Annotated in this window: 18 protein-coding genes; 12 read left to right on the plus strand and 6 right to left on the minus strand. The window is 63.3% G+C overall.

Going from position 1 to position 18,108, the window contains the following annotated elements:
- The first annotated feature begins 1 nt into the window (after position 1).
- The 6 genes from GCM43_RS10805 to GCM43_RS10830 are packed head-to-tail and all read left to right on the plus strand — an operon-like array spanning position 2 to position 4,442.
- Positions 2-706, plus strand: a complete 705-nt coding sequence (locus tag GCM43_RS10805; RefSeq protein WP_152244068.1) for an SPOR domain-containing protein — start codon at positions 2-4, stop codon at positions 704-706.
- Between the two features lie 9 nt (positions 707-715).
- The gene (locus GCM43_RS10810) at positions 716-1,387 is read left to right on the plus strand and encodes a thiol:disulfide interchange protein DsbA/DsbL (protein ID WP_152244070.1); all 672 of its coding nucleotides are present in this window, start codon (positions 716-718) and stop codon (positions 1,385-1,387) included.
- 31 nt (positions 1,388-1,418) lie between these two features.
- Positions 1,419-2,189: an SDR family oxidoreductase gene (locus tag GCM43_RS10815; RefSeq protein ID WP_152244072.1), complete on the plus strand. Its 771-nt coding sequence runs from the start codon at positions 1,419-1,421 to the stop codon at positions 2,187-2,189.
- A gap of 16 nt (positions 2,190-2,205) precedes the next feature.
- Positions 2,206-2,997 carry a biotin--[acetyl-CoA-carboxylase] ligase gene (locus GCM43_RS10820; protein ID WP_152244074.1) on the plus strand — a complete coding sequence of 264 codons (792 nt, stop codon included), beginning with the start codon at positions 2,206-2,208 and terminating at the stop codon, positions 2,995-2,997.
- Positions 2,998-3,001: 4 nt separating this feature from the next.
- A complete protein-coding gene (locus GCM43_RS10825) occupies positions 3,002-3,745 on the plus strand; it encodes a type III pantothenate kinase (RefSeq protein ID WP_152244076.1) in 744 nt (247 codons plus the stop codon).
- Positions 3,738-4,442: an SPOR domain-containing protein gene (locus GCM43_RS10830; RefSeq protein ID WP_152244078.1), complete on the plus strand. Its 705-nt coding sequence runs from the start codon at positions 3,738-3,740 to the stop codon at positions 4,440-4,442. Before GCM43_RS10825 ends, GCM43_RS10830 begins: the two co-directional genes overlap by 8 nt.
- Before the next feature lie 115 nt (positions 4,443-4,557).
- On the opposite strand, the gene GCM43_RS10835 is transcribed toward GCM43_RS10830, so the two are convergent.
- The 6 genes from GCM43_RS10835 to GCM43_RS10860 all read right to left on the minus strand — a co-directional run bounded on the left by GCM43_RS10835 (position 4,558) and on the right by GCM43_RS10860 (position 11,449).
- Positions 4,558-5,604, minus strand: coding sequence for a septal ring lytic transglycosylase RlpA family protein (locus GCM43_RS10835; protein WP_226929433.1), 1,047 nt, complete (start codon positions 5,602-5,604; stop codon positions 4,558-4,560).
- The gene (gene rodA, locus GCM43_RS10840) at positions 5,604-6,719 is read right to left on the minus strand and encodes a rod shape-determining protein RodA (protein ID WP_152244080.1); all 1,116 of its coding nucleotides are present in this window, start codon (positions 6,717-6,719) and stop codon (positions 5,604-5,606) included. Before rodA ends, GCM43_RS10835 begins: the two co-directional genes overlap by 1 nt.
- Positions 6,720-6,727: 8 nt before the next feature.
- The gene (gene mrdA / locus GCM43_RS10845) at positions 6,728-8,692 is read right to left on the minus strand and encodes a penicillin-binding protein 2 (protein WP_152244082.1); all 1,965 of its coding nucleotides are present in this window, start codon (positions 8,690-8,692) and stop codon (positions 6,728-6,730) included.
- Positions 8,693-8,700: 8 nt separating this feature from the next.
- Positions 8,701-9,213 carry a rod shape-determining protein MreD gene (gene mreD / locus GCM43_RS10850; RefSeq protein ID WP_152244084.1) on the minus strand — a complete coding sequence of 171 codons (513 nt, stop codon included), beginning with the start codon at positions 9,211-9,213 and terminating at the stop codon, positions 8,701-8,703.
- Positions 9,210-10,292 (minus strand): rod shape-determining protein MreC, encoded by a 1,083-nt coding sequence (gene mreC, locus GCM43_RS10855; RefSeq protein ID WP_152244086.1) that lies wholly within the window; start codon positions 10,290-10,292, stop codon positions 9,210-9,212. The genes mreD and mreC overlap by 4 nt, the downstream gene beginning before the upstream one ends.
- Positions 10,293-10,405: 113 nt before the next feature.
- Positions 10,406-11,449 carry a rod shape-determining protein gene (locus GCM43_RS10860; RefSeq protein ID WP_010393186.1) on the minus strand — a complete coding sequence of 348 codons (1,044 nt, stop codon included), beginning with the start codon at positions 11,447-11,449 and terminating at the stop codon, positions 10,406-10,408.
- A 350-nt stretch (positions 11,450-11,799) separates the two neighbouring features.
- On the opposite strand from GCM43_RS10860, the gene gatC reads away from it, so the two are divergent.
- The 6 genes from gatC (at position 11,800) to GCM43_RS10890 (ending at position 18,106) form a co-directional block, all read left to right on the plus strand.
- Positions 11,800-12,102 (plus strand): Asp-tRNA(Asn)/Glu-tRNA(Gln) amidotransferase subunit GatC, encoded by a 303-nt coding sequence (gene gatC, locus GCM43_RS10865; RefSeq protein ID WP_152244088.1) that lies wholly within the window; start codon positions 11,800-11,802, stop codon positions 12,100-12,102.
- A gap of 49 nt (positions 12,103-12,151) precedes the next feature.
- Complete coding sequence (gene gatA / locus GCM43_RS10870; protein ID WP_152244090.1) at positions 12,152-13,636, plus strand: Asp-tRNA(Asn)/Glu-tRNA(Gln) amidotransferase subunit GatA; 1,485 nt, start codon at positions 12,152-12,154, stop codon at positions 13,634-13,636.
- 58 nt (positions 13,637-13,694) lie between these two features.
- Positions 13,695-15,170: an Asp-tRNA(Asn)/Glu-tRNA(Gln) amidotransferase subunit GatB gene (gene gatB, locus GCM43_RS10875; protein ID WP_264372653.1), complete on the plus strand. Its 1,476-nt coding sequence runs from the start codon at positions 13,695-13,697 to the stop codon at positions 15,168-15,170.
- Between the two features lie 177 nt (positions 15,171-15,347).
- Complete coding sequence (locus GCM43_RS10880; RefSeq protein WP_152244094.1) at positions 15,348-15,728, plus strand: BlaI/MecI/CopY family transcriptional regulator; 381 nt, start codon at positions 15,348-15,350, stop codon at positions 15,726-15,728.
- Positions 15,725-16,972 carry a M56 family metallopeptidase gene (locus GCM43_RS10885; protein ID WP_152244096.1) on the plus strand — a complete coding sequence of 416 codons (1,248 nt, stop codon included), beginning with the start codon at positions 15,725-15,727 and terminating at the stop codon, positions 16,970-16,972. Before GCM43_RS10880 ends, GCM43_RS10885 begins: the two co-directional genes overlap by 4 nt.
- Before the next feature lie 96 nt (positions 16,973-17,068).
- Positions 17,069-18,106, plus strand: a complete 1,038-nt coding sequence (locus GCM43_RS10890; protein ID WP_152244098.1) for an oxidoreductase — start codon at positions 17,069-17,071, stop codon at positions 18,104-18,106.
- The last annotated feature ends 2 nt before the right edge of the window (positions 18,107-18,108 follow it).

Genomic DNA, 18,108 nt, shown 5'->3' on the forward strand with positions numbered 1-18,108 from the left:
CATGAAACCAGTTTCCCGCACCACCCGCTTTACTTCGTCGCGCCGCCAGCAAGGCAATACGCTGGTCGGCATCATTATCGGCCTGGTCGTCGGCCTGGGCATCGCCGTGGTGGTGGCCCTGGTCATCTCCAAGGGCGCCTCGCCATTTACCGACAAGACCGCCAAGCCCAAGTCGGCCGATACGGCCGGCGGCCAGATCGCCGACCCGAACAAGCCGATGTATGGCAACCGCGATGCGGCGCGGGAAGCGGCGCGCGATTTTTCCAAGGAGCCGCGCGAGACGGTCATTCCTGGCCAGCCGACGGCGCCCAAGGAAGAGCCTGATGCATTGCAGGAGCTGATCGGCAGCCTGAAGGACAAGCCGGCGCCGAAAGCTCCGGCGGCCCCGGCGGCCGCGCCCGCCCCTGCACCTGCTGCGGCCCCGGCAGCGGCAGTGCCGCCGCAGGCCAAGGCCGATGCAGCGTCCGACAAATGGATTTATTATCTGCAGGCCGGCGCCTTCCGTGACATGGCGGACGCCGAAAGCACGCGCGGCAAGTTGGCCCTGCTGGGCTTTGAAGCGGCCATCAGCGACCGCAGCACCGATGCCGGCGTGCTGCACCGCGTACGGATCGGCCCGTTCAATCAGCTCGACGCCATGAACCGCGCGCGCGCCAAACTGTCTGAAAGCGGCATCGATGTCGCTGTCGTTCGCAACCAAAAATAAGGAATCAGCATGCGCTTCATGAAAAAGGTCTTGTTTGCCGCCGCCCTGTGCGTCGCTGCCACCGGTGCCTCGGCCTCGCCGGCCGACCCGAAAAACGGCGTCGAGTACGAAACCCTGGCCACGCCACAGGCGACCGAATCGGGCAAGAAGATCGAAGTGACCGAGTTTTTCGCCTATTACTGCCCGCATTGCAATGTGCTCGATCCGCAGCTGGCCGCCTGGGTCAAGAAGCAGGGCGACAATATCGCGTTCAAGCGCGTGCATGTATCTGCCAACGAAGCCGTGGCGCCGCAGCAGCGCCTGTACTTCACCCTGCAGGCGATGGGCCTGACCGAACAACTGCACAGCAAGATCTTCCGCGCCATGCACGTTGAACACAACCGCCTCAATACCGATGAAGCCGTGTTTGATTTTGTGGCCAAAAACGGCGTCGACCGCCAGAAATTCATCGACACCTACCGCTCGTTCGGCGTAGCCGGCCGCGTGCGCAAGGCCGACGCCATGATGCAGGCCTATAACGTCACCTTCTGGCCGATGATCGCCATCGACGGGCGCTACATCACCTCGCCATCGCAGGCCGACAAGGGCAGCCAGTCCGCCCGCAATGAAGAGCAGCTCAATGCGCAGGCGCTGACCGTGATGGACATCCTGGTGGCCAAGGCCCGGGCAGAAAAGAAATAAGCATGACCGCCCTGCCCGCGCGCGCTGCCTGATGCAGGCCGTTTTTATCACCGGTGCGTCGAGCGGCCTGGGCGCCGCACTGGCGCTGCAGTACGCGCGCCAGGGCGCCCGTCTGGGCCTGCTGGCGCGCCGCAGTGACAAGCTGCAGCAATTGATCGCCTCGCTGCCCAATCCCGAACTGCACCGCGCCTATGCGCTCGACGTGTGCGACCATGCGGCGTTGGCGCAGGCTGCCAGCGACTTCCTGCGCCATGCCGGGCGCATCGATGTGGTGATTGCCAGCGCCGGCGTTTCCTACGGTACCTTGACCGAACACGCCGAAGACCTCGATGCTTTTGCGCGCCTGATGGCCATCAACGTGACAGCCACCGTGGCCACCTTTGCGCCATTTATCGCCGCCATGCAGCAGCAAGGCAGCGGGCGCCTGGTCGGTATTGCCAGCGTGGCCGGCATACGCGGCCTGCCTGGCGCCGAAGCCTACAGCGCCTCCAAGGCCGCCATCATCAGCTATTGCGAATCGCTGCGCCTGGAACTGAAACCATCGGGAATCGGCGTGGTCACCATCACGCCAGGCTACATCGATACGCCGATGACGCGCCATAACGCCTACCGCATGCCATTTTTGATGCCGGCAGAACGCTTTGCCGCGCGCGCGGCGCGCGCCATCGACGAGGGCGACAGCTACCGCGTGATTCCCTGGCAGATGGGCATCGTGGCCAAGGTGCTGCGCCTGCTGCCCAACTTCCTGTACGACCTGGCCTTTGCCAGGGCGCCGCACAAGGCGCGCCAGCCCCACCCCTGACGGCCAGAACAACACCATGACCAAGCATTCCGATTTGAGCAGCGCCGCCATTGCCGCGCAGTGCGCCACGGGCGCAGCCCATGTGGCGATAGAGATCGTCGACGAAACCGGCTCGACCAACGCCGACCTGCTGGCGCGCTGCACCACCTTGGCCGGCCCCACCCTGCGCATCGCCGGCCAGCAGACGGCCGGACGCGGACGCGCAGGACGCCCCTGGCTGTCGCAGGCCGACGCCAGCCTGATGTTTTCGCTGGCCTGGCGCTTCAAGGGCCCGCTACAGCACATGGTCGGCCTGCCGCTGGCTGTCGGCATGGCGCTGGCCGAGACCATGGGTGCGCTGGGCATGCCGGTCCAGCTCAAGTGGCCCAATGACCTGCTCAGGGATGGCAAGAAGCTGGCCGGCATCCTGGTCGAAACCCAGCAGTCGCCCGATGGCGTATGGGCAGTGATCGGCTGCGGCATCAACCTCCTGATGCCCGACGCGCTCGAGCAGCAGATCGGGCGCAGTGTGTCGGCCGTGCCGTGGCTGGCGCAAATGGATCGCAATGCACTGGTAGCAGCCCTGTTGAGCCGTCTGGCCGGCGTGCTGGCTGAATTTGACGATACCGGCTTTGCGCCGTTTGTCGAGCGCTGGAACGGGCTGCACGCCTGGCAGGGCCAGCAGGTGAAAATCCTCGACAACGGCCAGTTGCTGCAGCAAGGTATAGCCGCCGGCGTCGACCAGTTGGGCCGCTTGCAACTGCGCACCGACAACGGTCTGGCCGCAGTGATGTCGGGCGACGTCTCGCTGCGCCTGGCGCAGGAGTAAGCGCGTGCTACTGCTGATCGACGCCGGCAATACCCGCATCAAATGGGCGCTGGCCGCCCCCTCGGCCGCCAGCGGTCACTGGCTGGCCAGCGGCGCCGTCACGCATGAGCAACTCGGCACATTAGCTGGCGCCTGGCAGCGCCTGCCGATCAGCACAGTGTTACTGTCGAACGTGGCCGGCGAGACCATCGGCACGCGCCTGCGCGCCATGCTGCCGGTCGCGCCGCATGACTTCCGCTCGCAGCCCGCACTGGCCGGCGTGCGCAACGGCTATCGCGAACCAGCGCAACTGGGCTGCGACCGCTTTGCCGCCGCCATCGGCGCGCATGCGCTGGCGCCAGGACAGGCCGTGATCGTGGCCAACTGCGGCACCGCCACCACCATCGACGCCGTCACGGCCGACGGCGTCTTTTTGGGCGGCATGATCCTGCCCGGCCTGGGCCTGATGGCCAGTTCGCTGGCGAAAAATACGGCGCTACTGCCGCAGATCGCCGATGCAGCACCGCTGCCGGCCGGCTTTGCCGACAACACCGCCGACGCCATACTGTCAGGCTGCCTGGCGGCGCAGGCCGGCGCCATCGAGCGCGCCGTGCGCATGCATGGCGCCGGCGCCTGCCTGCTGTCGGGCGGCGCCGCGCCGCGCATCGCCCAGGCGCTGGCCCTGCCATTCCGGCTGGTGGACAATATCGTCATGATCGGCCTGCAAACGGCCGCGCGCACGCTTGATCTCGGAGAAACGCATGCTTAAATTCGTCTTCTGGTTGCTGGCCGCCGTCAACCTGCTGGTGCTGGCCATCGGCCAGGGTTACCTGGGCAGCTTTCGCGGCGAGACGCGCGAGCCGGCGCGCCTGAAAAACCAGCTGCATGCCGACCAGTTCAAGCTGCTGAGCGAAGCCCAGGCCACCGCCCCGCCGCCACCGCCGGCAGCCACACCTGAACCAGCGCCAGCACCAACGCCGGCAGCACCGCCGCCACCGAAAACCTATGCCTGCACCGAAGTGGGCAACTTCGTGCTGGCCGACGCGCGCCGCTTTGAAGCGCAGGTGGCCGCGCTGGACCTGGGCGACCGCCAGTCGCGCCGCAACGTCGCCAGCCAGGATATTTCAAGTTATATGGTGTATATCCCGCCACAGGGCAGCAAGGAAGGCGCCGACCGCAAGGCCGGTGAACTCAAGCAGCTGGGCGTGACCAACTACTTCATCATGGGCGAAGGCAGCCCGACGCGCTGGGGCATTTCACTGGGCGTGTTCAAGTCCGAGACCAGCGCCCAGAATCACCTGGCCTCGCTCAATAAACAGGGCGTGCACAGCGCCCGCGTGGCGCCGCGCTACAGTTCGAGCAAACAGCTGGCCTACCAGTTCCGCGACCTCGATGCCACCACCCGCGAACGGCTCGACGCGATTGCAGCGAAGTTTGACGAACAGAGTGTGCGCAGCTGCAAATAAGGTGCGTAGGTCGGATTAGGCCCTTTGGGCCGTAATCCGACAACATTGTTGGCGTCAGTGGTGTTGTCGGATTACGGCCTGCGGCCTAATCCGACCTACCCTCTTCCGGATTACCTTACCGCTCAATCACAATCGGCTTGATCCCCGCCGATGCCGGCAGGCTGGCCGCGGCGCGCGCGGCGTCGGAACGGCTGGCAAACGGGCCGCCATACAGGCGGAACAGCGCGCCGGCCTGCACCACGCCCAATTCACCAAGGGTGGACGAATACGGCGCCAGTTGCTGCTTGCCCGCTTCGGCATTGTCGGCGCGCGAGTAGGCACCCAGCTGCAGGTAAAAGCCGGTGGCCAGCGCGGTGGGCGCCGGCGCCGCCACGGTCGGGTCCACCGCCATGGCGGTGATTTCCGGCTCGATCACCGCCCCCGTCTCGGGCGGCGTGTCGATCGAGATGGCCTGTACCGTCGGGTTCTGCGCCTTGGGCGCAGCGCGCGCGGCCAGGATGGCGTCGATATCGGCCGGCAGCAAACGCTCGACAATCACCTGGTGGCTACCCTTGCCCAGAAAGCCCAGCTTGAGCGCTGCCGTGTACGACACATCGATCACGCGCGTGGCATGGAACGGGCCGCGATCGTTGATGCGCACGATCACCTGTTCGCCGCTGTCGATGCTGGTCACGCGCGCATACGACGGGATCGGCAGCGTCGGATGGGCCGCCGTCATCTTGTACATATCGTAGATTTCACCGGACGAGGTGCGCTGGCCATGAAACTTCTTGCCATACCAGGTACCGGTGCCGCGCTGCGTGAACGGCTGGTTGTCGGTGATCGGCGTATAGGTCTTGCCAAACACCACATACGGGCGGTTCGAGCGGGTCGAATACGGTTCGTTGCGCACTTCGGCGTCAGGCACGTCGCGCAGGTTGGCCGGCGGGTTGTCGCCCGGGCCGTCATCCTTGTAGTAGCCGCCGCGGCCGGAACCGGCAGCCGGCAAGGCCGGCAAGGTCGGGTCCTGGCGCACCGGCACCTTGACCTTGCCGCCTGACGGCATCGGCACGTGGACCGGCTTTTGCGGCGTGGTGCCGCAGGCGGCCAGCAGGGCCAGTACAGCCAGCGAGATGGCCGCATTGGCGCCGCGCGTGCGCAGCATGTTGGTCGGCGCGCGCATCACGTCTGCACCAGCTTGCGGTGGCGCTGGATGCTCATCAGGAGACCCGAAGCGATGCCCAGCGTCAGCAGCGCCGTGCCGCCGTAGCTGAGGAAAGGCAAAGGCACGCCGACCACCGGCACGATGCCGCTGACCATGCCCATGTTGACAAAGGCGTAGGTAAAGAAAATCATGGTGATGGCTCCTGCAAACAAGCGAGTAAAAAAGTTCGGTGCATTGGCCGCGATCATCATGCCGCGACCGATCAGCAGCAGATACATCAGCATCAGGATCAGGTTCCCGATCAGGCCGAATTCTTCCGAATACACAGCAAAAATAAAGTCGGTGGTGCGCTCGGGCACGAAGTCCAGATGGGCCTGGGTGCCGTGGGTCCAGCCCTTGCCGGTCATGCCACCCGAACCGATGCCGATAATCGACTGGATAATGTGAAAGCCCTTGCCCAGCGGGTCCTTGGTCGGGTCGATCAGCATCATCACGCGGTCGCGCTGGTAGTCATGCATGTGCGACCACGCGATGGGAGCATAGCAGGCCACGGCCAGCACCACGCCCAGCATCACGCGCCACGACAGGCCGGCCAGGAAAATCACCGTAAAGCCGGCCGCCACCACCAGCAGCGAGGTGCCCAGGTCGGGCTGGCGCGCAATCAGGTAGACCGGGGCAAACAGCAGCACGGCGGCAATCAAAAAGGACTGCCAGCGCAGGGTGCCGGCATTGTGCTGGAAGAACCAGGCCAGCATCAGCGGTGCGGCGATCTTCAGGAACTCCGATGGCTGGATATCGATCACGCCGATATGCAGCCAGCGCCGTGCACCGAGCTTGATGGTACCGAACAGCGCCACCGCAATCAACAGCATCACCGAAATGGTGTAGGCCGGCACGGCGATGCGCATCATCATTTGCGGCGTGATATTGGCGGCGACCCACATGACGAAAAAGCACAGCGCGATATTGCGCAGATGGTCTTCGATCTTGCCGGGTATGCCGATGCTGGCCGAATACAGCGTGACCAGGCTGGTGGCAAACAGCATCATGATAATGACCAGCAGCGGGCCGTCGAATACCGTCAGGTAAGGCTTGGCGCGCCGCCACAGCGAGCGCCTTTCATTGATGGACATGCATTTCCTTATTGCCTGGCAGGCGGCGCGGCCTGCTCGTCATTGATCTCTTCGAGGGTGCGCACTTCGTCGACGTCTTCCTTGGGCACCTTGGTGGTGTCGCGGTCCTTGTCGGCGGGACGCTTGCCCAGCAAGTAGTAATCGAGCGCCTTGCGCGCAATCGGCGCGGCCACGCCAGCGCCGAAGCCGGCGTTTTCCACCACGATGGCCAGCACGATGCGCGGCTTGTCAGCCGGCGCAAAGGCGGTAAACAGTGCGTTGTCGCGCAGGCGCTCGGCCAGCAGCTTGGCATTGTACTTCTCGTTTTTCTTGATGCCCACCACCTGCGCGGTACCGGTCTTGCCGCCCACCGTGTAAGGCACGCCGGCAAAGATCTTGGCGGCCGTGCCACCTGCTTCACTGGTCACGCCGACCATCGCGCGCTTGATGATATCGATATTTTCCTGCTTGAGCGGAATGCGATAGCTTTCCTTGGGCACCGTCAGCGTACGTGCGCGGGTGCGCGCATCTTCGATGATCTTGACCAGATGCGGCTTCATCACCACGCCGTTGTTGGCCAGGTTGGCCGTGGCGTGGGCGATCTGCAGCGGCGTGTAGGAATTGTAGCCCGAACCGTTGCTGACCGAGATGGTGTCGCCGCCAACCCACTTTTTCTGCTGCGCCGTCTTGAAGCGGTTGCGCTTCCATTCGGTCGACGGCAGCACGCCGGTCTTCTCGTTATTGAGGTCGATACCGGTCAGCTGGCCGAAGCCGAACGGCTTCATGAAGTCGTGGATGGAATCGATGCCCATGTCACGGCCCAGCTGGTAATAATAAGTATTGCAAGAAACCACAATCGACTTGTGCAGGTCGACGATGCCGTGGCCACCGACTTTATCGTCGCGGAAGGTATGGCCGCCCAGGATGAAAAAGCCCGGATCGACAATCGCCTGGCTCGGCGTGCGCTTGCCCAGTTCCAGCGCGGCCAGCGCCATGAAGGGCTTGAAGGTGGAACCGGGCGCATAGGTGCCCGACAGCGGCCGGTTGATCATCGGCCGGTCCAGCGAGGTATTGAGTTCGTTCCAGCTTTGCTGATCGATACCGTCGACAAACAGGTTCGGATCGTAGCCGGGCTTGGACACGTAAGCGAGGATATCGCCGGTGGCCGGATCGATCGCCACGGCCGCGCCGCGCCACTCGCCAAACGCTTCCTCGATCACTTTTTGCAGTTCGATATCGACCGACAGCACCAGATTATTGCCCGGGATAGCGGCCGTGCGCGACAGCGTGCGCATGGCGCGCCCGCCGGCCGACACTTCCACCTCTTCGTAGCCGGTGGTGCCGTGCAGCTGCTTCTCGTAGCTTTTTTCCAGGCCTTCCTTGCCGATATGGTCGGTGCCGTTGTAATTGGCTGCATCGTCACCCTCTTCGATCGCCTTGGCCTCGTTGCGGTTGATGCGGCCGATATAGCCGACCACATGGGCGGCCGTTTCGCCCATCGGATACTGGCGGAACAGGCGTGCCTGCACTTCGACGCCCGGGAAACGGAAACGTTGCGCCGAAAAGCGCGCCACTTCTTCATCGGTCAGGCGCGTACGCAGCGGCACGCCGACAAAATTCTTCGACTCTTCCAGCAGTTTCTTGAAGCGGCGGCGGTCCTTGACGTCGATCTGAATCAGCTTGGACAGCTCGTCGATCACCGAGTCCAGGCTGGCGCTCATTTTGGATGGCGTGATTTCCAGCGTGAAGGCTGAGTAATTGCGCGCCAGCACCACGCCGTTGCGGTCGGTGATCAGGCCACGCGTGGGCACGATAGGCACCAGCGCAATGCGGTTGTCTTCGGCCTTGGTGGCATAGTCTTCATGCTTGATGATCTGCAGCCAGACCAGGCGCGCCAGCAGCAGCGAAAAGCAGACGAAAACCAGGCCGCCTATGACCGTCAGGCGCCTGCGGAAGCGATGCAGTTCGCGCTCGGTATTCTTAAGTTCAGTCATGGTTGAAATCAGATCGGCCGGTTATGGTCGCGGTCAACGGCGCGCCGCTGCGGCGCCAGCAGAATCCAGGTAATCACGGGCCACAGGATGACGGCCACCACGCTCTCGATAAAACTGAGCCAGCCGGCAAAACGGCCCGAGACGATAAAACGCGTCAGCAGTTGCAGCGCCTGCGTCAGCAGCAGCAGCGGCAGCACGTGCAGCGCCTGTGTCATGATCGGGAACCACATCACGCGGCGGTGCACCATGATGGCCAGATAGGACAGCAAGGTATAGGCCAGCGCGTTCTCGCCCAGCAGGGTCGAATCATGCACGTCCATCATCAGGCCCATGAAAAAGGCCAAGCCGATGCCGACCTTGCGCGGCTGATGGATGCCCCAGAACACCAGCACCAGCGCCACGAAGTCGGGTGCGCCGACAAAATGCCCCCAGGGCAGCAGGTTGAGCAAAAATGCGCACAGCAGCGAAAAGCCGATAAACACCTGGCTGACCGGCAGCAATATGTAATGCGGGCGGCTCATCGCGTTGCCTCCTTCGGTGGCGTGGCCGCTGGCGCCACTGCTGGCGCCGCCGGCGTGACAGTTGGTGGAGCAGCAGGCCTGGCCGCGGGCGTCGTGGCCGGTTTGGCAGCAGCAGGGCTGGCTGCCGCTGGTTTATCCGTACTGGCAGGCGGCTTCTCGGCAGTGGCCGTATCCTTGATCGGCGCCATCTTGCCGGCGATCTTGCGCCCGACCTTGACATCTTCAACCGGCGGGCGCGGCGCCATCTCGGGCGACGTCATCAAGATCAGCAACTGGCGGTTACGCTCGATACCGGCCAGCGGCTGGCATACCACGCGGCCAAACGGGCCGTGCGCATTGCGCTCGACCAGCGTCACGCGCGCCACTGCCAGGCCAGCCGGGTACAGGCCGTCCAGGCCGGAAGTGATCACGATGTCGCCGATCTGGATATCGGCGCTCGGTTCGGTAAAGCGCAGTTCCATGGCGCCCGACTTGCCGCGGCCATAAGCGACGCTGCGCACGCCATTGCGCAGCACCTGCACCGGTATCGCCTGCTCTTCGTCGGTCAGCAGCGTCACTTCCGAGGTAAACGGGAAAACGCGCGTGATCTGGCCTACCACGCCCTGGTTATCGATCACCGGCCGGCCCAGTTCCACGCCGTCCTGGAGGCCACGGTCGAGCACGATCTTGCGCGTGGCCGAGTCGCGCGTGTCGTACAGGATTTCAGCCAGCTTGGTCTTGACGGGCACGCGTTCGCGCGCCTCCATCAACTTGCGCAGCTGGTTGTTTTCCGCAATATTGAGCTGCGCCTGCTGCAGCACCTGGGCCGAGGCGATCTGCTCGAGCTTGAGGTCGTGCACCTGTTTTTCCAACGCTGAAATGGAGGAAAAATAATTGCCCACGCCCAGCACCACATCGCGCGGCACCAGTGCGGCCATCTGCACCGGGTAGAGCACCGTGCCGACTGCCTGGCGCACGGCGGTCAAAGCGTGCATGCGCGAATCGACCAGCAGCAGGCCGATCGAAATGCCGGCAAACACCATCATCTTGACGCGGGCGGAGGCGCCTTGTTTGAAAAGTGGCGGAGGACTGTATTCCATGACTTCCAATGATCAGGCCAGGCGCAGAGCGCCAACGTGCGGGCGCCCGGCCAGTGCCGGCGCCAGAATCCAAAAAAAGGCCGGAACGAGGTGCCGGCCTTGGTACAGTCAGATTATTCGTAGGAGAAGATCGAGCCGAGCTTGTCCATACGTTCCAGCGCCATGCCCGAACCGCGCACCACGCAGGTCAGCGGGTCTTCGGCCACCAGCACCGGCAGGCCGGTTTCTTCCATCAGCAGGCGGTCCAGGTCGCGCAGCAAGGCGCCGCCACCGGTCAGCATCATGCCTTTTTCAGCAATATCGGCGCCCAGTTCCGGCGGCGTCTGCTCCAGCGCGTTCTTCACGGCCGACACGATGTTGTTGAGCGGGTCGGTCAAGGCTTCCAGGATTTCGTTGGAAGAAATCGTAAACGAGCGCGGAATGCCTTCGGACAGATTGCGGCCCTTCACTTCCATCTCTTTCACTTCCGAACCCGGGAAAGCCGAACCGATGGCTTTCTTGATCGCTTCGGCGGTCTGTTCGCCGATCAGCATGCCGTAGTTGCGGCGGATGTAATTGACGATGGCTTCATCGAACTTGTCGCCACCCACGCGTACCGAACCCTTGTAGACCATGCCACCCAGCGAAATGATGCCCACTTCGGTGGTGCCGCCGCCGATGTCGACTACCATCGAACCGGTCGCTTCCGACACCGGCAGGCCGGCGCCGATGGCTGCCGCCATCGGCTCTTCAATCAGGTAGACCTGCGAGGCGCCTGCGCCCAGCGCCGATTCGCGGATCGCGCGGCGTTCCACCTGGGTCGAACCGCACGGCACGCAAATGATGATGCGCGGCGACGGACGGAAAAATTTCGAGTCATGCACCATGCGGATGAACTGCTTGAGCATCTGCTCGGTCACGGTGAAGTCGGCGATCACGCCGTCTTTCATCGGACGGATCGCTTCGATATTGCCTGGCACCTTGCCCAGCATCTGCTTGGCTTCCTTGCCGACCGCCTGGATGGTCTTCTTGCCGTTCGGGCCACCTTCCTGGCGGATCGCAACAACCGATGGCTCGTCGAGCACGATGCCCAGGCCGCGTACATAGATCAGGGTGTTGGCCGTGCCCAAGTCAATGGCCAGATCGGTGGAGATATACCTGCGTAAAAAACCAAACATGAGTGTCCTGTAGCGCATCGAGCTGCGCAAAAGCTGTTTATGGGGAGTTTCAAAGCGGGCGCTGCAAAACACCTGGAAAAATCCATCGCGGCGACTTTTCCGGGGTGTGCTTGACGCTTGCGCAATCTTTTCTATGCTGCGGCAGCAGTCCATCGGCGCCGACAACGCATTAACCCGCCATTCTACCTTATAATTTGAATGCGATTTGCTCAAAAACCATGGAAAAGTGCGCATCCTGGCGCCGCGAATTACGCGGCATTCCCGAGTTTTTGTGAGCAAAAGAGCAGTAAATACCTGCGTTTTATCAGAACGCCAACTTAATATCAAGCGCTCACTGCGCGCCCCATGCCATGTCCCTGACACTATCCGACGTAAAACGCATTGCCCATCTGGCACAACTCGATATGGCCGACGACCAGGCCGCCACTTCGCTCGAACAATTGAACAAGATTTTTGCCCTGGCCGAGCAGATGCAGGCGGTCGATACCGATGGCGTCGCGCCGCTGAGCCACCCGTTGGCGGCGCATATGGACAATATCGCGCTGCGCCTGCGCGCAGACGTCGCCACCGAAGGCAATCACCGCGACGCCTACCAGGCCGTGGCGCCAAAAGTACAGGATGGCCTGTATCTGGTGCCGAAAGTTATCGAATAGGCCACTGCCGCGCCGCTGTCCTTCCGCTGAATCCCACACTAGAAACGCCATGCATACAAAATCCATCAAACAGTTGTCCACGCTTTTGCAGAACAAGGAAATTTCCGCCGTTGCACTGGCGACGCATTTCCTCGACCGCATCGAAGCCGACACCAGCAACGCCTTTTTGCACGTCGACCGTGCGCTGACACTGGCGCAAGCCGCCGAGGCCGATGCACGCATTGCCGCCGGCACCGCCACACCGTTGACCGGTGTGCCGATCGCCCACAAGGACCTGTTTGTCACCCAGGGCTGGCGCACCACCGCTGGGTCGAAGATGCTGGCCGACTATGTCAGCCCGTTCAACGCCACCGTGGTGGAAAAATTCCTCGCCGCCGGCATGGTCAGCCTGGGCAAGGTCAACTGCGATGAATTCGCCATGGGCTCGGGTAACGAGAACTCGGCTTTTGGCGCCGTGAAAAATCCGTGGGACCACAGTGCCGTGCCTGGCGGCTCGTCGGGCGGCTCGGCTGCCGCCGTGGCTGCCGGCCTGACGCCGGCCGCTACCGGCACCGATACCGGCGGCTCGATCCGCCAGCCGGCCGCATTTTGCGGCATTACCGGCATCAAGCCCACCTATGGCCGCGTATCGCGCTTCGGCATGATCGCGTTTGCCTCGTCGCTCGACCAGGGCGGCCCGATGGCCCGCTCGGCCGAAGACTGCGCGCTGCTGCTGTCGGCGATGGCCGGCTTCGACGACCGCGATTCGACCAGCCTCACCGAAGCCCAGGGCGGCGTGACGGAAGATTTCTCGCGCCTGCTGGAGCAGCCCTTGAACGGCCTGCGCATCGGCGTGCCGCGCGAGTATTTTGGCGAGGGCCTGTCGAAAGACGTGGAAGACGCCGTGCGCGCCGCGCTGGCGCAGTATGAACAGCTGGGCGCGACCCTGGTCGATATCTCGCTGCCGAACACCGCGCTGTCGATCCCGGCGTATTACATGATCGCGCCGGCCGAAGCGTCGTCGAACCTGTCGCGCTATGACGGCGTGCGCTACGGCCACCGCACCAGCGCCTACAAGGACTTGCAGGACATGTACAAGAAGTCGCGCGCCGAAGGTTTCGGCGCCGAAGTCAAGCGCCGCATCATGGTCGGCACCTATGTGCTGTGCCACGGCTACTACGACGCCTACTACCTGAAGGCGCAGAAAATCCGCCGCCTGATCGCGCAGGACTTCGAGGCCGTCTTGAATGGCCCGAACGCCGTGTGCGACGTGATCATGGGACCGGTCGCGCCGAGCGTGGCATGGGACCTGGGCGCAAAAACCGACGACCCGGTTGCCAACTACCTGGCCGACATCTACACCCTGTCGACCAGCCTGGCTGGCCTGCCCGGCATGTCGATTCCATGCGGCTTCGGCGCCGGCGACAAGAAAAGCCGCCGCCCGGTCGGCCTGCAGATCATCGGCAATTACTTTGGCGAAGCCAAGCTGCTCAACGTGGCGCACCAGTACCAGCTGGTGACCGACTGGCATACCCGCGCCCCGGCCGGCAAGTAAGCTGCAAGTAAGCGGCAACTAAGAATATCTTGCGCCGCCAGTGGCGGCGCCATCAAAAATAAGCGAGAACACTATGCAATGGGAAGTCGTCATCGGTCTTGAGAACCACGTGCAGCTCACGACCGACTCCAAAATTTTCAGCGGTTCGCCGATCAAGTTCGGCGCCGACGCCAATACCCAGGCCAGCCCGGTCGACCTGGCGCTGCCGGGCGTGCTGCCGGTGATGAACCGGCAGGCGGTCGACCGCGCCATCCGTTTCGGCCTGGCCGTCGGCGCCACCATCGCGCCGCAGTCGGTCTTCGCGCGCAAGAACTATTTTTACCCCGACCTGCCAAAAGGCTACCAGATCAGCCAGTTTGAAGACCCGGTGGTGATCGGCGGCGCGCTCACTTTCGGCTACGAAAAGGACGGCGAATTCGTCACCAAGACCGTCAACCTGACGCGCGCCCACCTGGAAGAAGACGCCGGCAAGTCGCTGCATGAAGACTATGCCGGCATGAGCGGCATCGATCTGAACCGCGCCGGCACGCCGCTGCTGGAAATCGTCTCGGAACCGGAAATTCGCAGCGCCGCCGAAGCGGTGGCCTACGCCAAGGCCCTGCATTCGCTGGTGATGTGGCTGGGCGTTTGCGACGGCAACATGCAGGAAGGCTCGTTCCGCTGCGACGTCAACGTTTCGGTGCGTCCGGTCGGCCAGAAGGAATTCGGCACCCGCTGCGAAATCAAGAACCTGAACTCGTTCCGCTTTATCGAAGAGGCCGTGCATGTCGAAGTGCGCCGCCAGATCGAACTGATCGAAGACGGCGGCAAGGTGGTGCAGGCCACACGCCTGTACGACCCGGACCGCAAGGAAACGCGCGAAATGCGCAGCAAGGAAGACGCGCAGGACTACCGCTACTTCCCCGACCCGGATCTGCCGCCACTGGCCATTTCGCCGGAGTGGATCGCCACCGTGAAAGCGTCGATGCCCGAGCTGCCAGCAGCCATGCGCGCGCGCTTTGTCAGCGACTATGCGCTGCCCGAGTACGACACGCTGGTGCTGACCCAGTCGAAAGCCATGGCCACCTACTTTGTGGCCGTGGTGGAAAAAGCCGGCAAGGAAAACGCCAAGGCTGCCGCCAACTGGCTGATGGGCGACGTCGCATCGACCCTGAACCGCGAAGGCGTGGACCTTGACGAGGCACCGGTATCGGCCGCGCAACTGGCCGCTCTGCTCAAGCGCATTGCCGACGGCACCATTTCCAACAAGGCGGCCAAGGAAGTATTTGCCGGCATGTGGGAAGCGAAGTCCGACGACGAGAACCTGGTCGACACCATTATCGACGCCAAGGGCCTGAAACAGATTTCGGACTCGGGCGCGCTCGAAGCCATTGTCGACGAAGTGCTGGCGGCGAACGCCAAGTCGGTCGAACAGTACCGCGCCGGCAAGGAAGCGGCCATCAACGCGCTGATCGGCCAGGCCATGAAAGCGTCCAAAGGCAAGGCCAATCCGGCCCAGCTGACCGAAATGCTGAAAGCCAAGCTGGCGGGCTGATTATCCCTGCTCCACGAAAAAGACGCTCGGGCGTCTTTTTTTTCGCCTTCTAAACAAATCTGTCTGGATCAATGATTGAGCATTCAAAGGCTTTTCTGCTCATTGCAAGTTTTAGTATACATTTTTGTCTACAACGTTTAACCTGAGCTTGTTGAATTTCAGGCAAAGGAAAAAAGCATGGCCAGGTCCCCCCACATTCCCAAACCCACCGCAGCCGAACTCGATCTGCTGCAGGCACTGTGGCCGCTGGGTGCCGCCACGGCCAAGCAGGTGCATGAAGCGATGGCGGTTGCCAAGCCGGCCATCACCTACGGCACCGTGCTGCGCCTGATGCAGATCATGCATGGCAAGGGCCTGCTGATCCGCGATGAAAGCGCCCGCTCGCATATCTATGCGCCGGCGCAGGCGCAGGACAGCCTGCAGACCAACCTGCTGAAAGACCTGATGCAAAAAGCCTTTGCCGGCTCGGCCAAGGCGCTGGTGCTGGCGGCGCTGCGCACCGGCGTGTCGCGCGCCGAGCGCGAGGAGATTGAAAAAATGCTCAAGGACGAACAATGAACGCCTTCGTGCAGGCACTGGGTTGGACCTTGCTGCACTTTTTGTGGCAAGGACTGCTGATAGCCGGCGCCACGGCACTGGCGCTGGCCGCCCTGCGCAATGCGCGGCCCGAAGCGCGCTATGCGGTGGGCTGCGGCGCCCTGCTGACCTGCCTGGCGTGGCCAGCGCTGGGCCTGTACCTGCGTTTGACGGACGGCGTCAACGCCACAGGCATGTATGCGGGCGGGCTGCTGCCAGCGGCGCTGCTGGCACCCGACAGCCTGCCCGACATCTCCACCCTGCTGCGCGCCGTGGTCGGCATCTGGGCCCTGTGCGCCGCCCTGCTTGCCGCGCGCATGGCGCTGGGCATGCTGTGGATAGCGCGCAGCGCCAGCGCGCCGGCGGGCCGCAACGCGCAGTGGCAGGCGCGCCTGTCCGGCATGGCGCTGGACGCCGGCATCACCCGCACCATCCGGCTGCGCGTGGTCGACGGCATCGCCAGCCCGCTGGCGGCCGGCATCTGGCGGCCGGTGGTACTGGTACCGGCGTCGCTTGTTAGCGGCATGCCGCCGGATCTGCTGGCCGCGCTGCTGGCGCATGAACTGGCGCATATCCGCCGCCACGATTATTTGATCAACCTGCTGCAAAACGCCATCGAGGCGCTGCTGTTCTTCCACCCTGCCGTCTGGTGGATTTCACGCAGCGTGCGCATCGAGCGCGAACATATTGCAGATGATTTCGCAGCAAGACAACTGGGCGAACCGCGGCGTCTGGCTCTTGCACTTTCCGAACTGGAGCGTCTCCAGTTCTCCCACCACGACCTGGCCCTGGCGGCCAATGGAGGAAATCTTATGTCACGTATCAAACGACTGCTGCGCCCTGCACCACAAGCATTGAACTGGAAAGCAGCCGTACCGCTGCTGGCTCTTGCCGGCGCCTGCCTCGGTATTTACGGGCAGGCAGTGGCAGCTGACAGCAACAGCGAAGCCGACCGCCGTCCGGTACTCGACTTTACCAGCTGCGCCAAGCCGGTCTGGCCTGCCGAGGCGCTGCAGGCAAAACAAACCGGTACGGTCACACTGTCGTTCCAGGTCACCGCTGCCGGCAAGGTCGAAGGTTCCAGCATCGCCCGAAGCAGCGGCCATCCGGCGCTTGACGAGGCGGCGCGCAGCGGCATTGCCAAGTGCTCGTTCAAGCCGGCGCTCGCCAAAGGCAAGACGATCAGCTCGCCAGTGCAGGTGCAGTATGTCTGGACGCTTGAATAAGCACGGCTGATGCAAGCTGGCCGGCAGCGTCTTGATTGACAGTGCTGCCGGCCGCTTGCAGGTATGATCATGGCATTGTTCACCTTTAGAAATGCCATGAAAAAAATCAAAACCGGTCTGATCGGCTACGGCTTTGCCGGCGCCACCTTTCACGCTCCCGTGCTGTCCACCGTCGAAGGCCTGGAACTGGCGGCAGTCGCATCGAGCAAACCCGAACTGGTGCACAAGGACTGGCCGCAGGCTATCGTCTACGCCGAACCGGCCCAGCTGTTTGCCGACGCCTCGATTGAACTGGTGGTGATTGCCGCCCCTAATGAAGCGCATTTCAGCCTGGCGAAAGCGGCGCTGGAGGCAGGCAAGCATGTGGTGGTCGACAAGCCGTTTACCATTACCAGTGCCGAAGCACAGACGCTGATCGAACTGGCCAAGGCGCGCCAACTGGTGCTGAGCGTGTACCACAACCGCCGCTGGGATGGCGACTTTTTGACCATCAAATCCTTGCTGGCGCAAGGCACGCTGGGCCGCGTGGCCAGTTTTGAGTCGCATTTCGACCGCTTCCGCCCCGAAATCCGCCAGCGCTGGCGCGAGTCCGCAGCACCCGGCGGCGGGCTGCTGTACGACCTGGGACCGCATATGCTGGACCAGGCCGTGCAGCTGTTCGGCATGCCGCAAAAACTGTATGCCGATATCGATCTGCAGCGCGATGGTGCCGAGGCGACCGACTACGTGCATATCGTGCTGTACTACGACCGCTTGCGCGTGGTGCTGCAGGCCGGTTGCCTGGTCAAGGCGCCGACGGCGCGTTTCGCCATCCATGGCGACAAAGGCAGTTTTGTGAAATTCGGGCTCGATCCGCAGGAAGATGCACTTAAGGAAGGCGGGCGTCCGGGCCAGAGCGGCTGGGGCGTAGATGCGGCTGGCGGCCAGCTGTATGCCGGTACGCAGCCTGATGGCCACGCCGAACAGCTTGATCTGCTGCCGGGGCGCTACCAGGATTTTTACCAGGGCATGCATGACGCCATCGCCCATGGCGCACCGGCGCCGGTGGCCGCCGAAGACGCGCTGGCGACCATTCGCCTGATCGAGCTGGCGCAGCAAAGCGCGGCCGAAGGCCGCGTGCTGCCAGTAGTCTGAAA

This window comes from Janthinobacterium aquaticum, from assembly GCF_009208565.1.
Taxonomy (GTDB): Bacteria; Pseudomonadota; Gammaproteobacteria; order Burkholderiales; family Burkholderiaceae_D; genus Janthinobacterium.

Bases quoted from the DNA above. Each gene is read 5' to 3' on its own strand.
- GCM43_RS10830 (WP_152244078.1), top strand. From the start codon at position 3,738: ATGCTTAAATTCGTCTTCTGGTTGCTGGCCGCCGTCAACCTGCTGGTG.
- mrdA (WP_152244082.1), bottom strand. From the start codon at position 8,692: ATGACTGAACTTAAGAATACCGAGCGCGAACTGCATCGCTTCCGCAGG.
- GCM43_RS10880 (WP_152244094.1), top strand. From the start codon at position 15,348: ATGGCCAGGTCCCCCCACATTCCCAAACCCACCGCAGCCGAACTCGAT.
- mreD (WP_152244084.1), bottom strand. From the start codon at position 9,213: ATGAGCCGCCCGCATTACATATTGCTGCCGGTCAGCCAGGTGTTTATC.
- gatA (WP_152244090.1), top strand. From the start codon at position 12,152: ATGCATACAAAATCCATCAAACAGTTGTCCACGCTTTTGCAGAACAAG.
- GCM43_RS10885 (WP_152244096.1), top strand. From the start codon at position 15,725: ATGAACGCCTTCGTGCAGGCACTGGGTTGGACCTTGCTGCACTTTTTG.
- GCM43_RS10805 (WP_152244068.1), top strand. From the start codon at position 2: ATGAAACCAGTTTCCCGCACCACCCGCTTTACTTCGTCGCGCCGCCAG.
- GCM43_RS10860 (WP_010393186.1), bottom strand. From the start codon at position 11,449: ATGTTTGGTTTTTTACGCAGGTATATCTCCACCGATCTGGCCATTGAC.
- rodA (WP_152244080.1), bottom strand. From the start codon at position 6,719: ATGTCCATCAATGAAAGGCGCTCGCTGTGGCGGCGCGCCAAGCCTTAC.
- mreC (WP_152244086.1), bottom strand. From the start codon at position 10,292: ATGGAATACAGTCCTCCGCCACTTTTCAAACAAGGCGCCTCCGCCCGC.
- GCM43_RS10820 (WP_152244074.1), top strand. From the start codon at position 2,206: ATGACCAAGCATTCCGATTTGAGCAGCGCCGCCATTGCCGCGCAGTGC.
- GCM43_RS10835 (WP_226929433.1), bottom strand. From the start codon at position 5,604: ATGCGCGCGCCGACCAACATGCTGCGCACGCGCGGCGCCAATGCGGCC.
- GCM43_RS10810 (WP_152244070.1), top strand. From the start codon at position 716: ATGCGCTTCATGAAAAAGGTCTTGTTTGCCGCCGCCCTGTGCGTCGCT.
- gatC (WP_152244088.1), top strand. From the start codon at position 11,800: ATGTCCCTGACACTATCCGACGTAAAACGCATTGCCCATCTGGCACAA.
- GCM43_RS10815 (WP_152244072.1), top strand. From the start codon at position 1,419: ATGCAGGCCGTTTTTATCACCGGTGCGTCGAGCGGCCTGGGCGCCGCA.
- GCM43_RS10890 (WP_152244098.1), top strand. From the start codon at position 17,069: ATGAAAAAAATCAAAACCGGTCTGATCGGCTACGGCTTTGCCGGCGCC.